General features: G+C 60.1%; 14 protein-coding genes. 5 read left to right on the forward strand and 9 right to left on the reverse strand.

All coding sequences use genetic code 11. The features are described 5' to 3' along the window. Window positions 1-176: 176 nt before the first annotated feature. The 7 genes from AB1384_05500 to AB1384_05530 form a co-directional block, all read right to left on the reverse strand. Window positions 177-818, reverse strand: coding sequence for a flavodoxin family protein (locus tag AB1384_05500; GenBank protein MEW6553722.1), 642 nt, complete (start codon window positions 816-818; stop codon window positions 177-179). 81 nt (window positions 819-899) lie between these two features. Further along, window positions 900-3,395, reverse strand: a complete 2,496-nt coding sequence (locus AB1384_05505; protein MEW6553723.1) for a uroporphyrinogen decarboxylase family protein — start codon at window positions 3,393-3,395, stop codon at window positions 900-902. 30 nt (window positions 3,396-3,425) lie between these two features. Continuing rightward, window positions 3,426-4,412 carry a uroporphyrinogen decarboxylase family protein gene (locus AB1384_05510; protein ID MEW6553724.1) on the reverse strand — a complete coding sequence of 329 codons (987 nt, stop codon included), beginning with the start codon at window positions 4,410-4,412 and terminating at the stop codon, window positions 3,426-3,428. After that, the gene (locus AB1384_05515) at window positions 4,409-5,038 is read right to left on the reverse strand and encodes a corrinoid protein (protein MEW6553725.1); all 630 of its coding nucleotides are present in this window, start codon (window positions 5,036-5,038) and stop codon (window positions 4,409-4,411) included. The genes AB1384_05510 and AB1384_05515 overlap by 4 nt, the downstream gene beginning before the upstream one ends. Before the next feature lie 58 nt (window positions 5,039-5,096). Beyond that, a complete protein-coding gene (locus tag AB1384_05520; GenBank protein MEW6553726.1) occupies window positions 5,097-5,588 on the reverse strand; it encodes a hypothetical protein in 492 nt (163 codons plus the stop codon). A 3-nt stretch (window positions 5,589-5,591) separates the two neighbouring features. Continuing rightward, window positions 5,592-6,419, reverse strand: a complete 828-nt coding sequence (locus AB1384_05525; protein MEW6553727.1) for a hypothetical protein — start codon at window positions 6,417-6,419, stop codon at window positions 5,592-5,594. A gap of 243 nt (window positions 6,420-6,662) precedes the next feature. Beyond that, the gene (locus tag AB1384_05530) at window positions 6,663-7,529 is read right to left on the reverse strand and encodes a TetR family transcriptional regulator (GenBank protein MEW6553728.1); all 867 of its coding nucleotides are present in this window, start codon (window positions 7,527-7,529) and stop codon (window positions 6,663-6,665) included. Window positions 7,530-7,971: 442 nt separating this feature from the next. Between AB1384_05530 and AB1384_05535 the strand changes: the two genes are divergently transcribed. From AB1384_05535 to AB1384_05555, 5 genes are all read left to right on the forward strand, one after another. Then, the gene (locus AB1384_05535) at window positions 7,972-9,144 is read left to right on the forward strand and encodes an acyl-CoA dehydrogenase family protein (GenBank protein ID MEW6553729.1); all 1,173 of its coding nucleotides are present in this window, start codon (window positions 7,972-7,974) and stop codon (window positions 9,142-9,144) included. Window positions 9,145-9,177: 33 nt separating this feature from the next. After that, window positions 9,178-10,230 (forward strand): dihydrodipicolinate synthase family protein, encoded by a 1,053-nt coding sequence (locus AB1384_05540; GenBank protein MEW6553730.1) that lies wholly within the window; start codon window positions 9,178-9,180, stop codon window positions 10,228-10,230. A gap of 102 nt (window positions 10,231-10,332) precedes the next feature. Next, window positions 10,333-11,355 carry a VOC family protein gene (locus tag AB1384_05545; protein ID MEW6553731.1) on the forward strand — a complete coding sequence of 341 codons (1,023 nt, stop codon included), beginning with the start codon at window positions 10,333-10,335 and terminating at the stop codon, window positions 11,353-11,355. 41 nt (window positions 11,356-11,396) lie between these two features. Then, window positions 11,397-12,560: a hypothetical protein gene (locus AB1384_05550; protein ID MEW6553732.1), complete on the forward strand. Its 1,164-nt coding sequence runs from the start codon at window positions 11,397-11,399 to the stop codon at window positions 12,558-12,560. 37 nt (window positions 12,561-12,597) lie between these two features. Further along, window positions 12,598-13,395, forward strand: coding sequence for a hypothetical protein (locus AB1384_05555; protein MEW6553733.1), 798 nt, complete (start codon window positions 12,598-12,600; stop codon window positions 13,393-13,395). Window positions 13,396-13,730: 335 nt separating this feature from the next. On the opposite strand, the gene AB1384_05560 is transcribed toward AB1384_05555, so the two are convergent. Together AB1384_05560 and AB1384_05565 are read right to left on the reverse strand one after the other, a co-directional pair. Continuing rightward, window positions 13,731-15,293: an SEC-C metal-binding domain-containing protein gene (locus AB1384_05560; protein MEW6553734.1), complete on the reverse strand. Its 1,563-nt coding sequence runs from the start codon at window positions 15,291-15,293 to the stop codon at window positions 13,731-13,733. After that, window positions 15,272-17,734 (reverse strand): DEAD/DEAH box helicase, encoded by a 2,463-nt coding sequence (locus AB1384_05565; protein ID MEW6553735.1) that lies wholly within the window; start codon window positions 17,732-17,734, stop codon window positions 15,272-15,274. Before AB1384_05565 ends, AB1384_05560 begins: the two co-directional genes overlap by 22 nt.

A 17,734-nucleotide genomic window follows, 5' to 3' on the forward strand; every position in this document is an offset into this window, starting at 1 on the left:
CGCTGAGTATCGCGAAATATCGCTAAGGCTAAATGGTAATTTTTATAAATATGCAAGATAACAACTTGCAGAATTACCAGGTATTACTATGAATTCGGAAGGGAGAACTTGAAAACCATTGGCCGGCAACGGCTCGCGGGTTCGAATCCCGCCCCCCTCCGCCACTATAATGCCTGTTAAACACTTTGCAGGTTCGCGAATACCTCTGGCGGGAGACCATTCTTTTCTATGCGCTTCTTAAGATCGTGGGATTCCAGGGTGTCGGTGATTATCCATTGCCTTTTTATGTCACAGCCGACGATAGCGAAAATGAACGAGAGGTAGTTCATGATCTGTTCGGCGGGATAGGTGACGGGACTGTTCTGCGTTACGATTAAATAGAGGTGTTTGCCTCGGGGAAGACGTATAGATGGCATACCGTAGTCCTCGCCCGGGTGCTCCTCCTTGAACTCGCGCATAGCCTCGTACATGGATTTGCCCTTCTTCCCCAACCCCTCAACGTGTGAGATAAGAGAAACGCTCCTCTCGATGAATATCCGTGCCCATGCGGATTCCCTGAGTACGTAGACGGGGGTGCCGAAAACCAGCGCATCGGCTTCCCACAGCGCATCATGTATTTTCTGCCAGTCGTCTTTGACCACACACCTGCCTTTCACCTCACATGCATAACATGACTTGCAGGGAGCGATGTCCATCTTGCAGATATCAAAATGCACTGACTCTCCATGTCCGCCATTAATGGCATTCGCCAACAGCTTGCAGGCAAAGGCGGTGTTTCCATTATTACGCGAGCTGGTGTTGATGCTTAAGACTTTCATATTCAGGTCGATCTCCTTTCCACGGACTTTCGGGACCAGAATCTTCTGTATTGTCGGCGATAGTCATAGACACAGCATCCTTTAGCCGAGCTCGCGTACAGCTTCGATCATGGCGGTAAGGTTTTCCAGGGGGGTGTTGGGCGAGATGTCACAACCCGGCGCGCATATGAAACATGGAACGTGGCTCATCCTGGAACATAGCTCCGCGACCTCCCGCCTTATCCCCTCCGGGGTCCCCTCCTCCAGCACCGCGATGGGGTCGATGTTGCCGACTATGATGACGTCCTCGGGTATCCTCGGGACCAGGGAAGGCAGGTCACCCTTGTCCACGCTGATGGCGTCACACCCGGTGCGGACCATGAGTTCGATCAGGTGGTTGGCGTTGCCGCAGATGTGCAGGATGGTCGGCACGGGGCAGGCGTCGATGACCTCCTTGACGTATTTCCCCATGAACTCCCAGGCGTGTTTTCTGGACAGCATGCTCCCGGTGGGCTCGCCGATCAGCACGGCGTCCGCACCCGCGGCCACGTAGGCCAGGGCGACCGTCCTGCACACCTCGGTCGAATATTCCAACAACCTCGCCACGTATTCGGGATCGGTGATGATGCTCGAAGCCACGTTCTCAGCTCCGCCCAGCTCGCATGCGATAGTCAGAGGGCCGCCGACTGCGCACCCGCAGGATATGCCGTACCTGGCGCTGATGAGTCGGATGGCCTCCATCATCTGGGGCAGGCGGCCGTCCCGGTGGGGGTCGGGGATCACGAGTTTCTCCAGCTCCTCGAGAGTAGGCGCGGGATGGGTGATTACGCAGGGGACCCCGATCTCGGGATATGCGACTTCGCAGCCGCAGGCCTGGGGCTCGATGGAACCGTCGACGATCCCCAACAGCATATCCGATTTGAACATCCTGACCATTTCGTTGACGGTGTCGAAATTCACCATGGCGTCCTTGGTGGCCTGCTCGAAAGTCCTCCCCAGGTGCTTGTTTACCGGGGCGGCGCAGGGCACGCTAACGATAGGCCTCCCCCCCAGCCTTACGACGTATCTCAGCGGCATCCTGCGCAGGAGTGATCTCTTGATGGTACACATGATACGGCTGTTCTCCCTGGTTCCGGCCCAGTAAGAGATGTCGGTCGGTGCGGGAAGCGCACCTTTTAGGGCCTGGACTGGCGGAGACGAGACCACGGCCCGCGCCGCCGCTTCCGCCCGTATGCGGGCGTCGAACAGGAGCCTCTTTCCGCCCAGGTATGCAGAGGTGAGGGTCGGAGTCAGCAAGGCCGCGGCCCGCGACGCCACTTCGCGCGCGGCCGGCTTGGCCAGCAAGCTGGAGAGGAAAGTGGGCGGGAATGGCAGGGAGCCGAGGGCAAGCTCCGTCTTCTCCCCGGAGGGGATCTCATCTATGAACATCCTCTTCTCCCCGGACTTCAGGTGGTCGATGACCCCGTCGGCCATTACCCCCATGATCTGCCAGGCCCTCTCGTCGTGTATGTCCTGCAGGGGTTCTTCCCCCGCTGCCATGCGCACCAGCTCGAAGACGTGATGGATGGGCAGACTCGAGCCGCTCAGCACCCGGGCCACGCAGAGAGCCCACAGGCAGCCGGTGCAGTAGACCACCAGGCCCTCGGCCCCCGTGGCCTCCGCTTCCCTCAACCTGGCCACCATCTGGGTAAGCATGTCGGTGAGGCTGAAGGCGCGCGAACCTCCACCCAGGCCACAACAGGCCGCCCTCTCCCGGGTGCGCTCCATTTCCACAAGTCCGCCACCCAGAAGGGAGACGATCTCCCTCACTCTATCCATCATTGGTCGGAAGTCACGTGACATACAGTTGTCGTGTACGGTAAGTCTCTTTCCCAGATGCTTGGTCGCTAAGATCTTCCCGTCGGCTATACGCTGCCGCAGCCACTCGGAGATGTGGGTAACCTCAAGATCCATCCTGAACCCGAAGAGGTCATGCTTCATGAGCATATCGTAACCGTCGGTCTCGCAGACCACCCTCTTCACCCCCAGCTTCGCGAGGGTCTTGATGATGAAGCCAAGGGCCTGGCTAGCGGGGTCCATGTACCCCGGCACGGCGTAGAAAGCCCCGGCGTCCAGTCTCTCGCCGCAGAGTACGGCCATATCCCCCAGCAGGGGTGAGTCATAGAGATAGGGGACAAGCAAAGAGTTGTTTCCTGGCAGGAAGACCTCTTCGCCCTTCTGCGGGGAGTCCCATCTTTTCATCACCTCGCGCTCCCGTTCGGTGAGCTTCCCCCTCAACGCCGTGAAGACGTTAGGAGGGAAGTGGGGTGCGAGCAGCCCGAATATGCTGCTTATCCCCCGGCCCTCGCAGCGATAATTGCGCAAGGCGCTGACCAGCCCCCAGGGGTTGCATCCGTTGGGGCAGAGGGCGTTGCACACCCGGCAGGAGGTACACCGGCCCAGGACGTACCTGGGCCTCCCCTTGATGGCCAGGTCGATCTCCTCTCTGGCTATACGCAGTGGAAGACCCATCTCCGGGCACTCCGAAAAGCAGATGCCGCAGAGGTCGCAAGCCTCGCGGTTGAAGAAAACCTCCAGGTCCAGGGGTCTTATGTTCACGGGATTCCCTCCATTGATGAAGTCAACATCTCAGCTTGTTCCACTGCCCCCTTCAACCAGTGCCTCGATGTTCTCGAAGGGTGTGTCCAGAGGCAGGTCGCAGCCCGAACTGAATATAAAGTTGTCCCAGCAGCCCATGGCCGAACGCAGGGCGTCTACCCCCGCTCTAACCGCCTCCGGGCCCTTCTCCAGCATCACCTCGACGGGGGCGATGTTGCCTATGAGGAAGAGGTCGGGAGGAACGGCTTCGGCCACCGCGGCCATGTCTATCGGGCTGTCCAGGGAAAGACCTTCTACACCCGTCCTGATCATTTCCGGGATGAGATGGGTCGATTCTCCACAGATATGCAGGATGGGGGAGGCACCGCCCCTGCGTATCAACTCGGCGATTTCACATATATAAGGAAAAGAGTATCGCTCGAATGATGCGGGAGAAAGGATCACCGGGGTGGGCTCCAGAATGATCACGAGGTCCGCACCTGCTTCACACAGAGCATAAGCATAGTCCTTGATCACCACGGTTGTGAATGAGAGCAGGCCTTCCACAAATGCCCTGTCCCGGATGGTGGAGGTGGCCAGGTGTTCGGCCCCGGCCAGCTCTCCCGCCAGGGTGAAAGGCCCGATGACATAGGCGCCCACCGGGATGTCCAGCCTTGCCTTCAGCATCGATACGGCAGCCGTAAACGACGGCATCCTGCCGTCTCGTGATGGGTCGGGCCTCTTCAGGGAGCTGAAGGATGCGATGGACTTGATGGGATGCAACGAGGTGCTGGGGGGCCCGTCCTCGGGCATGGTCACGGGGATGCCTGCGGCCTCCGCCTCCACCGTCAAGTCCATGAGGGCGAAGACCGCATCGGGCATAAACTTCTCAGCCAGCGCCTCTATCGTGCTCACGTGGGCCGCGGCATCGCTGAGGGCCTCCCTTACCGAAAACCCGTTCAACCGCACTCCCGGATACCCCATCAGGGGCACGACGGGCACCCTGCCCAGGGAGGCGGCCCAGTCCGGCAACCTCATGGACACAGCTCCCTCGCGGCTTTTACCGCCTCGTTGGCATCCTCGCAGTAGACATCTGCCCCGATACGCCGGGCGAACTCGGGGGTGATGGCGGCTCCCCCCACCATCACCTTGGTGTGCTCCCTGATCCCCGCCTCCACGAGCATATCCATGGTGTCCTGCATGCTGCGCATGGCCGTGGTGAGAAGGGAGGACATGCCCAGGATATCGGCGTCCATCTCCTCCACCGCCGCGACGAAGTCCTCGGAACTCACATCCACTCCCAGGTTGTTCACCTGGAAACCGGCACCCTGCAGCATCATGGCCACGATGTTCTTTCCGATCTCGTGCAGGTCCCCCTTGACCGTCCCGATGACCACCTTGGCGGCCGGCCTCTCATCGCTCTGGGCTAACACGGGTTCGAGCAAAGCCAGGGAGGCCTGCATGGCGTGGGCCGCCACCAGCACCTCCGGGACGAAGTACTCCTGCTCCTCGAATTTCTCCCCTACCGCCTGCATGGCCGGGATCATGTATTTGTCCATGATCTCTTTGGGGGAGATACTGTCATCCAGAAGGGCCTGGGTGATGTCCGGGGTATCGTCTATCCGGCCCTCGATGATGGCCTCCATCAGTTCCTCGCCGAGCATTTACAACCCCCTTGTCTCTTCACGCTGCATTCCCGCCGTTGCTACTGCAGCTGTCCGTTCAACCGCCAGGTAATAGCGCCTTTTTACGCGCGTTTTCGCCCGCCCACTGAAGGATCCTGTGGCCCGAATCTGCATGCCGTTTGTAAAGGTAGAGCCACCAAACAAGGCGAAACAGCGGGTTATAGGTCTTCATGTCGAACCCTATGCTCAAACGGCAGCTATCGGGCTCCAAAGGATCGATGGATATCTGCCAGCTCCCCCTGACCGGCCCGGTAAGGAAGAGGAGATCGGCGCCGCGGTCCTCGACGACCTCCCGGGCATAGACCTTTATATGCACGCCGCGCCCGGGGGAGAAGTCATAGAGGTTTCCCCACTCCAGTCGAGGCCGGTTGCAGGACACCTTCAACCCCAGCTCCCCGAAGAGGGCGAACAGGTCGGCGTGGTTACCGAAAAGCCCGAACACGTTCGATGCCGGTGCCTCTATCTTCCTTGATATGGTCTGGTCATCGAGGGTGGTGTATCTTTTCCATAATCCGCTGATGATGATCACCGCCTAGCTTTTCACGAAGAAGATGGAGTCATCGATGACGAATTCTATCTTCCGGAAGAGGAAACTCAAGGCAGGTCGCGAGATCTCTTCCGGCATCATTATCCCCAGGTCCGTGAGGTAATCTATGCGGCCGACCTTGGCCCGAGCGGGAAGCGGTCTGATCACCTTGAACCGCTGGTCGGGCATGGTAAGCACCCCCTCCCGCGGCCACGGAAAGAGGAAAGGCGCGGCGTTGAACAGGGCCGGCTTTATCAGCAGCCGACCCAGGAGAGCTCGGGGGGAACCTCTCATGGCCGACATGGCCTCGAACTCGATCCGCAGCGGGTGATCGCTCTGGTTCTCCACCTTCAGGTAGCCCACGCCGATCTCCGTAGTCGGGTTCTGCAGCAGCTTGGGCCAGCCCGCCTGTTCGATCCCCAGGCGCGTGGCTTCGGGATGGTTGAGTTCCATGCGGTAGGCGTGCATTCCCACCAGGCCGTTGACGTTGACCGGCGAGAAATAACATATCTCGTTGAAGGGCTTGTCCACCACCGGCTTAAAGCCGTCGGCGCGGCCGACGTAGTGAAAATGCATGGCGATCACTCCTACCACCGAACGCCCCAGGATCTTCAACGGCTTGTAATCCGGAGGGAGGTGCACCTCCAGCCGTTGGGGTGGCACGAGGTAGAGCGCCGCTGCCGCCGCCCTGGACCTGAAGATGTAGGGAGGGGGATAGGGGGCTTGCAGGCACTCGGCCAGGGGGATCGGGCTTCTGCTGTACCCCGGCGGCGGGCAGGCCGTTCCGCCTAAAACCTTTACACTTAAAGCTGGGTTTACATCCCTAAGTAACATGACGATGACTCCCTCGCCGTACATCGATTGTGGAATGATAATTCATTCATTTTATAATCAGATGTCCGTACTGTCAAGACAGCGGAACATCTCGGAAAAAAGCCATAAATACAGGAATAATGCGCCTCATAAGGATCAGTTGTTTTTAACGGGGTCTCCGGCGAAAATCCATGGACGAATATCAATATATAATATATAATATGCGATATTAATAGATGCGGAGATTGGATTCCGGCGGAGGGGTCATTCCCTGATCAGTATGCCGTTCAACAGCGCGTCGGCGAAATTGTCGATCAGGGTCTCCGGCGAATAACTGTCGTCCTGGGATATCAGGTAACCCATCATGAGGACCATCCCGAAGAGCTCGTAGGAAGCGGCCTTGGGGTCTATATCCCTGATAAGGCCCATGCTTACGGCATCATCAAGGTCCTCGATCATTGCGCCGGTGTATTTGGCGATCAGGGTCGCGGCCTTGCTGGAGAAGTCGGCATCCTCACCCACAGCCTCTCCCTCCAGGATGAACATGATGTCCTTGATCTGGTTGTAGTTGCCGAGGAAAGCCAGGCCCTTTTTTCTTATCCTTGCGATGGGGTTATCCTCGGTCTCGTTGATGCGGTCCATCTTCTCCAGTACGATGTCTATGATGCCGTCCACGGCGGCAAGGAGCAGGTTCTTTTTACCTGGGAAGTAGTTGTAGATCGTGCCGACTCCGCAGCCGATCCTCTCCGCGATATCGCTGATCTTGGTCTCGTGGTATCCCTTGTGGGAGAAGGACAGAATCGCCGCATCGACTATCTCCGCGCGCCGGCCTTCTGGCTTTCCCTCCGTGTTAACGGGGGCTTTAACATCGGGAACACCTTGCGTTCCAGATGCCAACGGACCTTCCTTTTCCAGGATTTCTTTTACCGCCTCCAGCCTCAAGTACCTCGACTTGAGTTCCACAATACGGGATATGAGGCGCGTGTAGTCCTCGGAAAAAATGCGTGTGCCTCCCTTGGTCCGGGGTGGCGGGGGTATAAGCCCGATCCGCTCGTAGTTGTTTATCATCGCCGGCGTACAGCGCTCCCCGGTCCTCTCCTCTACAGACCTGCAGATTTCCTTCAGCTTCATTCGCTTATCCTCCAAGAGATATACGATATCCCATCTGGTATTCTATCAATTAAACATCACCACCTATGCCAGCTCTTTAACTTCGTGACTCCGCCTGCATAACGACCACTCGGAATGCCAGCTGTTCTTATATAGTATATTATATAACATATTGTAAAACTAATACAGATCACCCCTCATCACCTCGATGCCTCCATCTAAAGGAGTGGGATTCGATGAATATGGTTCACCATCCATTAAACCCCATTCTATGATGCTGCTGAAGATATGAGATAGATGGCTATGCGATTCTTTGGATAACCAGGATAATGGATTATCTGGAGCTTGACAAGCCGGGTTGCCTCGTTCTAGTATGAATGAACCATCATTCGATTATCATATAAGGAATGTATGAATAAGACCATCTTGCCAGATATATTTGGTTTGAGGAAAGGGGTAACGGATGGTAGATTTCGCGCTCACCGAGGAGGAACAGGACACGAGGCGCATGCTCAGGGAGTTCGCGTTGAACGAGATCAGGCCCAGGGCGATAGAGGTTGACAAGGATCCTGAACATAAGTTCGACTGGGAGATCATCAGGAAGGCCGCTGAGCTTGACATACTCGGCATGCCCATACCGGAGGCATATGGCGGGGCTGGAATGCCGCTCTTCTCACTGGTGCTGGCCATAGAGGAGATCGCCTACGGTGACGCGGGCATCGCTACAACCATAGGGATAAACTGGGCCAATATTGCCCTCATCCTCATTGAGGGAAAGCCGGAAAATTATAGCAAGTACCTCCCCTTGTTGGCCTCTCGGGAAGGCATGTTGAGCTGCAACGCCTGCACGGAGGCCTCGGGAGGATCGGATTGCGCCACCTACTCGCGTTATATCCCAGGCACCCACAAGACGATGGCCAGGAAGGACGGCAGCGATTACGTGCTCAATGGCACCAAGACCTTCATCACCAACGCAGGCGTGGCGGATCTATACCTCATCCTGGCATCGCTGGAGGGCTACGAGGGGCGTGACAGCACCGCCTTCTTCTACGTGCCCGGAGACGCACCCGGGCTGTCCATAGGAAAGGTCGAGGACAAGATGGGCCAGCGCACGTCTCCCACGGCGGATGTGGTCCTCAGCGACGTGCGCGTACCGCAGGAGAACGTCTTCGGGGAACCGGGCAAGGGCGTATGGTACGTAGAGAACTGTCTCTTCCCCATCTCCCGGGGAGCCGTCGGGGCCCTTTCCGTAGGCATTGCGCAGGCGGCGTACGATGAAGCCCTGGCTTACGCACGGGAGAGGAAGCAGGGCGGGAAGCGGATAATCGAGCATCAGGCGGTGGCGTTCAAACTGGTGGACATGCTGACCAATATAGAGGCGGGCAGGGCCCTGGCCTGGAAATCCGCCTGGGCCAACATAACCACCTTTGGTGCGAGCCCCGAGCTCTCCTGTATGGCCAAGGTCTTCTGCACGGATATGGCCATGCGCGTGACCATCGACGCGGTGCAGATCTTCGGCGGCTACGGCTATATGAAGGACTACCCGGTGGAGAAGTTCATGCGGGACGTCAAGCTCACCCAGATTTACGAAGGGACCAACGACATCAACCGGCTGGATATATCCTGCTATCTATAGATATCTTCAGGGACTATTTAGGAGGTGGTCGGTGTGCCGGAATACACCAAGTCAGAGGCCAAGGACTGGGCGCGGGAGAAGTTCCGCGGAATCGAGAACGTACTCATACCCTCCCTCAAACCCACGGAGATGGGGGAGGGAAAGATGCTGCTCATGGACGAGGCGGGCATCAGGTACGACGTCAACATGGTAGCCAGGCACGGGTTCTTTATGACTACCGTAGCATGCGAGGGCATCCATTTCATGCTGCAGGAGATGATCTTGAGGCCTTATTACGAGTGGGTTGTCGACGAGAACAAAGGGAGGGTGATCCTCGATGCGTATATCTGCAACAACACCATCGAGGAGCAGATCAACAACGTGAAGATCGCCGAGGAGACGGGCATTGACTGTGTCATGGTAGCCTTTCCTCCCAGCTTCTATCCCAAGAGCGAGGACGATATCTACGAGTATTTCAAGACCATATGCGATTCCACCAACCTGGCTGTGGTGGCCTACCCCTCCCACAAGTACAACTTCGAGAGGTTCCATCCCAGTGGCTTCAACCCCAGGACGATCGAGAGGATCGCCCATATAGAAAACGTGGTGGCCATGAAGCTGGGGGTAGTGGACATGGCCCATACCATGGAGTGCGTCCGCCGCTTCGGCGACGTGGTCATGCTCAATCAGCCCATGATCTCGTGGTGGCCCGTGTGCGTGATGGAGCTGGGGCTCAAGTGGGCGGGGTCGGCCCCTTACGAGTACCTGCAGACCCCGGAAAATCCGCGCCTGGTGGAACATTTCAACCTCTTGCTGGACGGAAAGATGGACGAGGCCATGGAGATATTCTGGGAACTCAAGCCCGCGCGGGATGTCTGGGAAGAGTTCCAGATGCCCCAGGTGGCGGAGGGAAGCTACAATTTCATGCACTGGAAATACGTGGGCTGGCTGACGGGTATGAACGGCGGCCCTATGTATCTCTCCACGCCCCGCATCTACGAGCACGAGAAGGAGAGGTACAAGGAAGGGCTGCGCAAGATCGGCATCACCCCAAGGGAGCCCGATGAGGAGTTCTATGTCGGCCGCGTGAACTACTCCGGGAAGTGAGAGCAACAGCCCAAACATCAAGAGAGCGTCCTCAAATCGGGGATGGTCGCGGAGTCGTCATAGCCTCTAACATCTCCCGGAGGACGGCGGGAAGGAACCTGGATGATTAACTCTCTACAGCACGTAGGGGTTGGCGTGACGGATGTCGACCGCTCGTATGAGTTCTACCACCGCCATCTGCGCTTCAAGATGAAACTGAGCGAACTGGAGGACGATATCGAGGAACTGGTACCCATGTTCGGGCGCAGGCCGCGCATGCGTATCTTGAACGCCCTGAACGCTTACGGAGGAGCGACGCTCGAGCTTTTTCAGCATGTCGATACACCTCCCAGGACAAAGCCGTCTCCGCCCAGCTGGGGCGATACCGGCTACCTGGAACTGGGCGTCGAGGTGAAAGGTCTCGAGAAGGTGTTTGGAGTCATGGAAAAGGCGGGAGTAGACATGCTGACCGACATCCATGAGCTGAAAACCGCGACCGGGGCCACCTGGCGTTACGCCTACCTCAAGGACCCGGACGGTCTGCCCATACAGTTGATCGACCTCGACGACGCAAGGTCGGACCAGGGGCCTGGCCTCGTATGCGGCATCGTCCACGTCGGCCTGGGCGTTTCGGACCTGGAGAGGGCCCAGGCTTTCTACGGTGTCCTGGGCTTCGATGAGGAGCTATGCCATGGACAGGATGTTGCCGGGGAACTGGAGCCGGTCATGCCCGGCCCGGACGGGTTGGAAGTCGTTTACCTAGGCCGGAGCGCCGGCTCCACGGCGCGGCTGGTCTCCTTTACCGGCGGCATGGTCAAGCTTTTCCATTGCGGGGGACGTAGCGGTGAGCGGGTGTTCGAGGGAAGACGTTTCGGCGATCCGGGCCTGGTGGAGATCGGCCTCGACGTCGACGACGCAGCCGCGGCGTCGGAAAGGGCCACAGGTGCAGGTGGCAGGGAAGTGGTTCCGCCCACCGACTTTGATTGGGGCTTCGGCCCTCGTGGCACCCTGGTTTATATAGGTGATCCGGAGGGAAACGTGGTGGAGTTCGTGAGGTTGAAGAGCGTCTTCAAGTTGTCCCCCGGAGCCCTGAACTGGGTGGTGGCCAGGCCTGGGCGCCTGCTGGCTCGGATGCATATCCTGTGATCTGCAAGTGGTGACGTGCTTATGGCAGTAGGAGGGAAAACGTGGAAGAGAAGGACAGGACAGACAAGGCCCTCGTGGTCTACTACTCGTTGACCGGAAGAGGGAAGGACGTAGCCGGGATCCTGGAGGAAGATTTGAAGGAGGCCGGCATAGAGGTGACGGTGACCGCCCTGGAGCCCGACCCACCCTTCGAACTGCCGGTCAAGTTCCTGGAGACGCTGATACTGACCGCCTACGGCGGGATGGGAATGGGACGCAAGTTGAAACCGCTGCCGCAGTCCGTATACGAGGGTGACTACGACATGGTGGTCCTGGTGGGTCCTTCCTGGGGCTTCCATCCCGCCCCTCCCATGGCTTATTTCGCCAGGGAGGTACTGCCTGGTATACGTTTATCTCCTACGGTAAAGACGGCGGTTGTGATAACCTGCCGCTCTTACTGGCGCAGGCACCTCAAGATATTGAGGGAGTACCTGGCGCGCTCGGGGCTGAAGGTCGCCGGTTATCTGGCCCTGGAACATCAGGGCCGGGAGCCCCTGAGATTCCTGGCCATCACCGCCCGTCTGGCCCTGAAGGAGCCGCCTCTGTATCGGCTGCTGGGAAGGTTCTATCCGCCGTTCGGCCTTTCCGAGGAACAGGTGGGACGCATCCACGCCCTGGCATCCGGGATGGCGGAGGGAAACATCGGGCGTAGCGCAAGGGCAGCCGGTGGAAAGGAGAGACGGCTGAACGACAATCAGGCCTACCTTATATCCACACAGGAGAAGGTGACAATCCTCGCCAGGCGCCTGGTCACCATCCCCTATCTCATCCTGCGCTACTGGCTGAGAGGCCTCATACCAACGGACATGCGTGAACCCGGGGATATAATGCGCAAATACATCCGGGACTACGAGGCGGAGATGATCCTGGAAAGGCTGGGGGTCGTGGAGAGGGACGCTACCGCCGCCATGAAAGCCCTTACCTATATGCATAATCTAACCACCAAAGGGGAGATCGTCGAGATGACCACCCACAGATGCGTACGCAGGGAAAGCCACTGTCCTGCGGCCGGGTTCCTGAATAAGGGGTTCTGCCGGGATATCCTCAGCGGGCCCGCTTTCCGGGGTCTGTGCGAGGCCATAAACCCCGACCTCGAGCACATCCATACCAGCTATCTCTCCGGAGGGGACGACGTATGCGAGCTGATCTTCGAGATGAGGCGATAGGATTAACAGAGCGGTGGTTGGCAGGGTAGAGGATAAGATGGGCCAGCGTGCCCTGCAGAACGCCGAGGTCATCTTCACCGATGTACGCGTTCCGGCGGAGGTAGCCTGCTTCAGCTCCCTGCTCAAAGCCGGGAGAAATGAAGAGATACTCGAGCTTATCGATAGAGGGCCAAAGAGCTTCCGGTTCTATCGCGAATGGGGCGTGAAGGCGCTCCTGGCCACGGGGAAGAAGGCTCGTGCCCTGCGGTACGCGGAGGAATCGCGTGATGGATATACCAGCTCTTCCTATATCTCCAGGCAATGCCAGGAGATCCTCCTGTCGAGCGGTCTTTCCGAGGAAGCCTATGATCGCTACGCGCTTGATGCCAACTGGAAAACGACCTATCTCGCCACCTTCCGCGAGGTGGCGAGGAAGTTCCCCGACATCGACAAGTCGCGGATACTCGAGGATCTCGTGGCATCAACTCCCGGGAACGAAGGCAAGTGGTTCGCCGCGGCGAAGTGGGCGGGACTTTACGACCGGGCTATCGAGCTGGCCAATACCAGCCCCTGCGACCCGAAAACCCTTACTAGAGCCGCGAGGGACATGGCGCAAACCCAGCCGCGTTTCGCCGTCGAGGCGGGCATAGCGGCCATACATTGGCTGGTGGAGGGTTATGGGTACGAGATAACCGGAATGGATGTGATCAGCGCCTTCGACTACGCCATGCAAGCCGCCAACAGCGCAGGATGCGCGGAAGAAGTCCACAGGCGTATCTGCGAGATCGTTGCTGGAGAGAAGTCGTCGGATCGTTTCGTCGCCAAGCATCTGAGCCGCAAGCTCGGACCGGGATAAAGTGTCGGTGTCGGATCTACATGGCGAGCCAGACGATTGGAATCACTGCACCAACCCCAGCATTCTTGAACTCGGGATCACCGGTGACGAGAGCGGCGTCCTTGATTTAAGCGAGTGCGGCAGAGAAACAATCAGCGTATGCGATAGGGTATTGAGCCTTGAGGTGAGCGGCGGCGAGAGCTAGGCGCCTGTCTACAGCCCCTTTCAACATGCCGGCCGACTCCTTTATTGCATTTATGGATAGAGGCACCACTGCGATGGTGCTCCCATACATCTCTGTTACCTTGAACTTATCAGCGAGAAGCGGCTCAGGCTCTCTCTGCCTGACTACCCCGTTATAAGGAATGGATCCCGTAGAGGCGCATCATCTCGTAGAGAACACGGTATCCCGAGCGTTGGAGGAATTCGTCCAGGTCTCCGGCTTCTCCCCTCTCGATGGCCTTTCCGCTCTCCACGCTGACGAACCTCTCCAGCTCCCCCAGGAAATCCCCGGGTGCATAGATGACGTTGCTCAAGAGTTCGTGCCGTCCTCCCGTATCGCCCAGGAACCCTCCGACGAGATCGCCCTCCGCTGTGTCCGGCCCGAGAAAGTCGCCGGACACGCGGTACCGTTCGTTCCGGAATACGTCGCGCAGCGATGTCCCGCCGTCGTCCATGCTCTCGATCTCGTAGACGGAGAAACGGGCGGACACCAATCCGCGCAGCAGCCGGGCCTGCTCATCCTTCAGGTCCGAGCCGTGCGCCGCCGCGAATTCCTCGGCCACGGTTCTTCCGCTTTCACCAAGGGGCCATCTTATGAGGAACCAGTCATTGAAGAGTGCCTCCTCGAGTATCTCCACTCCCTCCGTGCCGCCTTCCCCGAAGCGGGTGCGGCCGAGCGACCCCAGGTATTCGTCCCTGGCCGCTTTCCTTTCCGCCGCCTTGGAATGCTCGCGCGCGAAATCCGCCAGCGAAGACATGAGCAATGCTCCCAGCCAGGGTTCACCTTCATCGAACCCCCCGTACAGCAGGATATCGCGCAGCTCCTCCAGCCGCGGCAGGCAGCACTTCTTGAACTTGCTGCCGCTGCCGCAGGGACAGGGATCGTTTCTTCCCGTCCTCAGCTGCTCCTCGACCCAGCCGAGGTCCGGCAGCCACTCTTCGTCCTCCTCCGGGATGAGCTCAAGATCTTCCTCCCTCTCCCGCGTCATGGTGGAACGCAGTCGGTCGATCTCAAAATCGAGTTCGAACTCCCTGAGGTCGGCCATATCCTCATCCACGAAGCCCTCGAGCCGGCAACCCAGGCCCGTGCTGTCGCGGCCCGCGAGGGATTCGCGCGCGAAAGCCGCGGCGGCCTCGTCTAGGAAGGAGTGGTGTTCCGACAGCGCGGCGCCGATAACCTCCCCCACCTCCTCGCCACCGGACGACACCAGGGCCTGCACGATGAAGATGAACATATCGTTGTAGAAGGGGTCTTCCGGGTCCAGCCCCAGCAGCATCTCCCGCAGGAACCCGCCATTGCCCGCCTCCCTGCCCAACAGGCCGAGAGCTTCGACGGCCGCCAACCTGGCCTCGCCGTATGCGGGATCTCCCGCCACGCGGCGCAGCCCGGCCGAGACCTCGTCGGGGTAGAGTGAGCCCAGCTTGGCCAGGGCCAGCACCGTTTCGTGCAGTTCCTCGCCGCAACAACCCTCCAGCGCCAGCATGAGGACGGGGAGCGCCTGACGCGGCTTGTGGCAGCCGATGAGGCGCAGCAGGAAGACGAACCCGTCCGGGAGTAAGTCCGGTTCTATCTCCGCCAGCAGGTCCGCGCACATGGCGATGGCGATGGGTATCAGCCGCTCGCCCCTCTCCAGCGCGAGCGTGAGCACTTCCTCCTCTATTTCCAAGCAGCTTCTCAGGATCTCCTCGGCCAGCACATGGTCCAACAGGTGATCCTCACACTTCTCGACGTAGTTGCGGGCCCGCAGCAGATCATCGCACTCGCCGGCGGTTCTTGCCAGTTCCCGGAATCCCTGCGGCGCGCTGTCCGGCGTATCGCCGATATAATCCTCCTATCCGACTTGAGGCGGCGCATGATGAAGGGGGCGGTTATACGGCGCAGCCGGTCGATGCTTGCCGCGTCCCGGAACTTCTCGATAGGCGCCGCGTAGTCCTGGCGGAACGATTCCAGCGACCCGAGGTATCCCGGATTGAGGAAGTCGAAGATGCTCCACAACTCACCGAGGTGGTTCTCCACCGGGGTCCCACTCAGGGCGACCCGGAAGTCGGCCTTGACCTCCTTCACCGCTCGGGCTTGGTCGGTGCGCGGATTCTTGATGTTCTGGGCCTCGTCTATGATCAGTGGCCCCCAGGCGCGGGCCTTGAACTTGTCCAGGTCCCGCCGGAGAATGCCGTAGGAGGTGATCACAAGGTCCCGGTCCTTGGTGGCCAGGCGCCTCTCCGCTCCGTGGTAGATGGACACGCGCAGGGAGGGCGTGAAGCGTTCTACCTCCTTCCGCCAGTTGCCCACCACCGTCGTTGGGCACACCACCAGGGCCGGGTGCTTGCCTGCCTTCCTTTCCTTCAGCGCCAGGACGAGCGCGATGGCCTGGATGGTCTTTCCCAGGCCCATGTCGTCGGCGAGGCACGACCCGATGCCCCGCGCTGCATTGGTGTAGAGCCACCCCAGGCCGCGCTCCTGGTAGGGGCGGAGGCTCCCTGTCAGGGTGGCCGGGACATCTATCCTCTCCGGCTTGGCCATCCGCTTCAGCCAGCGCGCGAGGGCGGCGTCGGTGTGAAGCTCCATGCCTCGCTCCTCGCCCGCCAGAGCCCAGCGCAGCAGCTCCATGGAGGACGGGGTCGGCGGGGGCTTGGACATCTGCCGCAGCATCCTCTCGGCCTCGTCGGGGCTCAGCATGACGTAGCCATCCCGGAACCTCACCACGCCCTGCGCCGAGCGGACGAGCTCCAGGAACTCCTCCCTGGTCATCACCGTTTCGCCCAGGGAGATCTCCCAGTCGAACTCGAGCATCTCCGCGAGGGACAGGTAGTTCTTGGTCCTGGCGCTTCCGGACAGAGACGCCCGCAGCGCCAGCTTGGGGGAGAGGAGCTTAGCCAGCTCCCTGGGGAGGACCATTCTGATGCCCAGGATGCCCAGGACGGTGGCGTGCCGGGTGAGCAGGTCGGCCATCTCGACCGGGCTCACGGCGGCGCTCATCACCCCGCGCGAGTCGAGGATATCCAGAAGCTGGGGCAGGTATTCCCCGGCGACGGCTATCTGCCGCGCCAGGTCGTGCCGCACGCGCCGGGCGGGGCGGGAGAACACCTCGTCCTCGGAGGCGAAGACCTCGGAGAGGGAGAGTATCGGCGCCAGCGGGTCGTCGCGGTCCTCCACGTCCAGGTGCAGGCCGAAGAGGTCCTTTGCGGGGGTCTCTATCCTGACCACCGGGGAGACGGCCTTACCCCGCATGGCAAGCCTTTCCAGCCAGTTGGAGATGCTCGCCACCGTGCGCCTCTCCTCGAACCTGGTGGGCTCGTAGGTCCCGCCCGCGAAGAAGGCGTTTGTGAGCTTGTCCCTTACGAGGTCCGCGGGGGCGTGGGCGAAGCGGGCCACGATGCGGTCCAGGAAGAGTGCCACCAGGCGGGACGCCGCGCCCGGGGCGTAGACCGCCTGCCCCCGGCGGCGGTACCCGAGGTTGGCGGGCAACACCTCCTCGAGCCAAGCCAGTGCCCGCCAGACCTTCTCCCCCTGGGCGAGGGGGAGGTACCGCACGGTGAACGCGCCATCCCAGCCCGGGACGACCTCGGGGATGAAGGACGAGGTCATCGCCAGGGAGAGGGCGATCGCACCCGCCGCGCACAGGGCGCGTGAGGACACGGAATGGCGGGCCAGGTCCGTCTCCAGTGGCAGGGCCAGGAAGAAGTCGAGCACCGGGGCGCACTCGAGCCTGATTCCCTCGCGGGAGGCCTGTCGCAGCCCGCCGCCGTCGATCACCGGCAGCTTCCGGCGCGAAGGCCTCGGGGCGTGCGCCCGGCGATCCCCCGGGGCGGGGCCATCCCCGGGGTGGGGCGGGGCGTTGGAAGGCGAGGTGGTGGTGGCCACGCCTTCATGGGTCGCGCCGTCCCGGACGGGCCGCCCACGCCGGCTGGACGCCCGTGCTTTCTCGCGCGGCGGTTCGTCCTCCCCTGTTTCCGCGGCCCTTATCGCCTCCATAAGCACGCGGGGAGGCGGGGAATCGTCGCGATCGAGTGCGACGAAGAAGAAGGGCCCGGGTTCGTCGTGGACGAGGTAGAAATCCGCGCCGCGCAGGGAAGGGAAGTCCTCGATTATCTCGGGGGCTCTCGCCGCGGCGGACACCCTCCCGCAGGCCTCGAACAA

This window comes from Actinomycetota bacterium, from assembly GCA_040757835.1.
Lineage (GTDB): Bacteria > Actinomycetota > Geothermincolia > Geothermincolales > RBG-13-55-18 > SURF-21.

Coding starts and splice junctions, on each gene's coding strand:
- AB1384_05500 (MEW6553722.1), bottom strand. CDS start 818: ATGAAAGTCTTAAGCATCAACACCAGCTCGCGTAATAATGGAAACACC.
- AB1384_05510 (MEW6553724.1), bottom strand. CDS start 4,412: ATGAGGTTGCCGGACTGGGCCGCCTCCCTGGGCAGGGTGCCCGTCGTG.
- AB1384_05515 (MEW6553725.1), bottom strand. CDS start 5,038: ATGCTCGGCGAGGAACTGATGGAGGCCATCATCGAGGGCCGGATAGAC.
- AB1384_05525 (MEW6553727.1), bottom strand. CDS start 6,419: ATGTTACTTAGGGATGTAAACCCAGCTTTAAGTGTAAAGGTTTTAGGC.
- AB1384_05530 (MEW6553728.1), bottom strand. CDS start 7,529: ATGAAGCTGAAGGAAATCTGCAGGTCTGTAGAGGAGAGGACCGGGGAG.
- AB1384_05535 (MEW6553729.1), top strand. CDS start 7,972: ATGGTAGATTTCGCGCTCACCGAGGAGGAACAGGACACGAGGCGCATG.
- AB1384_05545 (MEW6553731.1), top strand. CDS start 10,333: ATGATTAACTCTCTACAGCACGTAGGGGTTGGCGTGACGGATGTCGAC.
- AB1384_05555 (MEW6553733.1), top strand. CDS start 12,598: ATGGGCCAGCGTGCCCTGCAGAACGCCGAGGTCATCTTCACCGATGTA.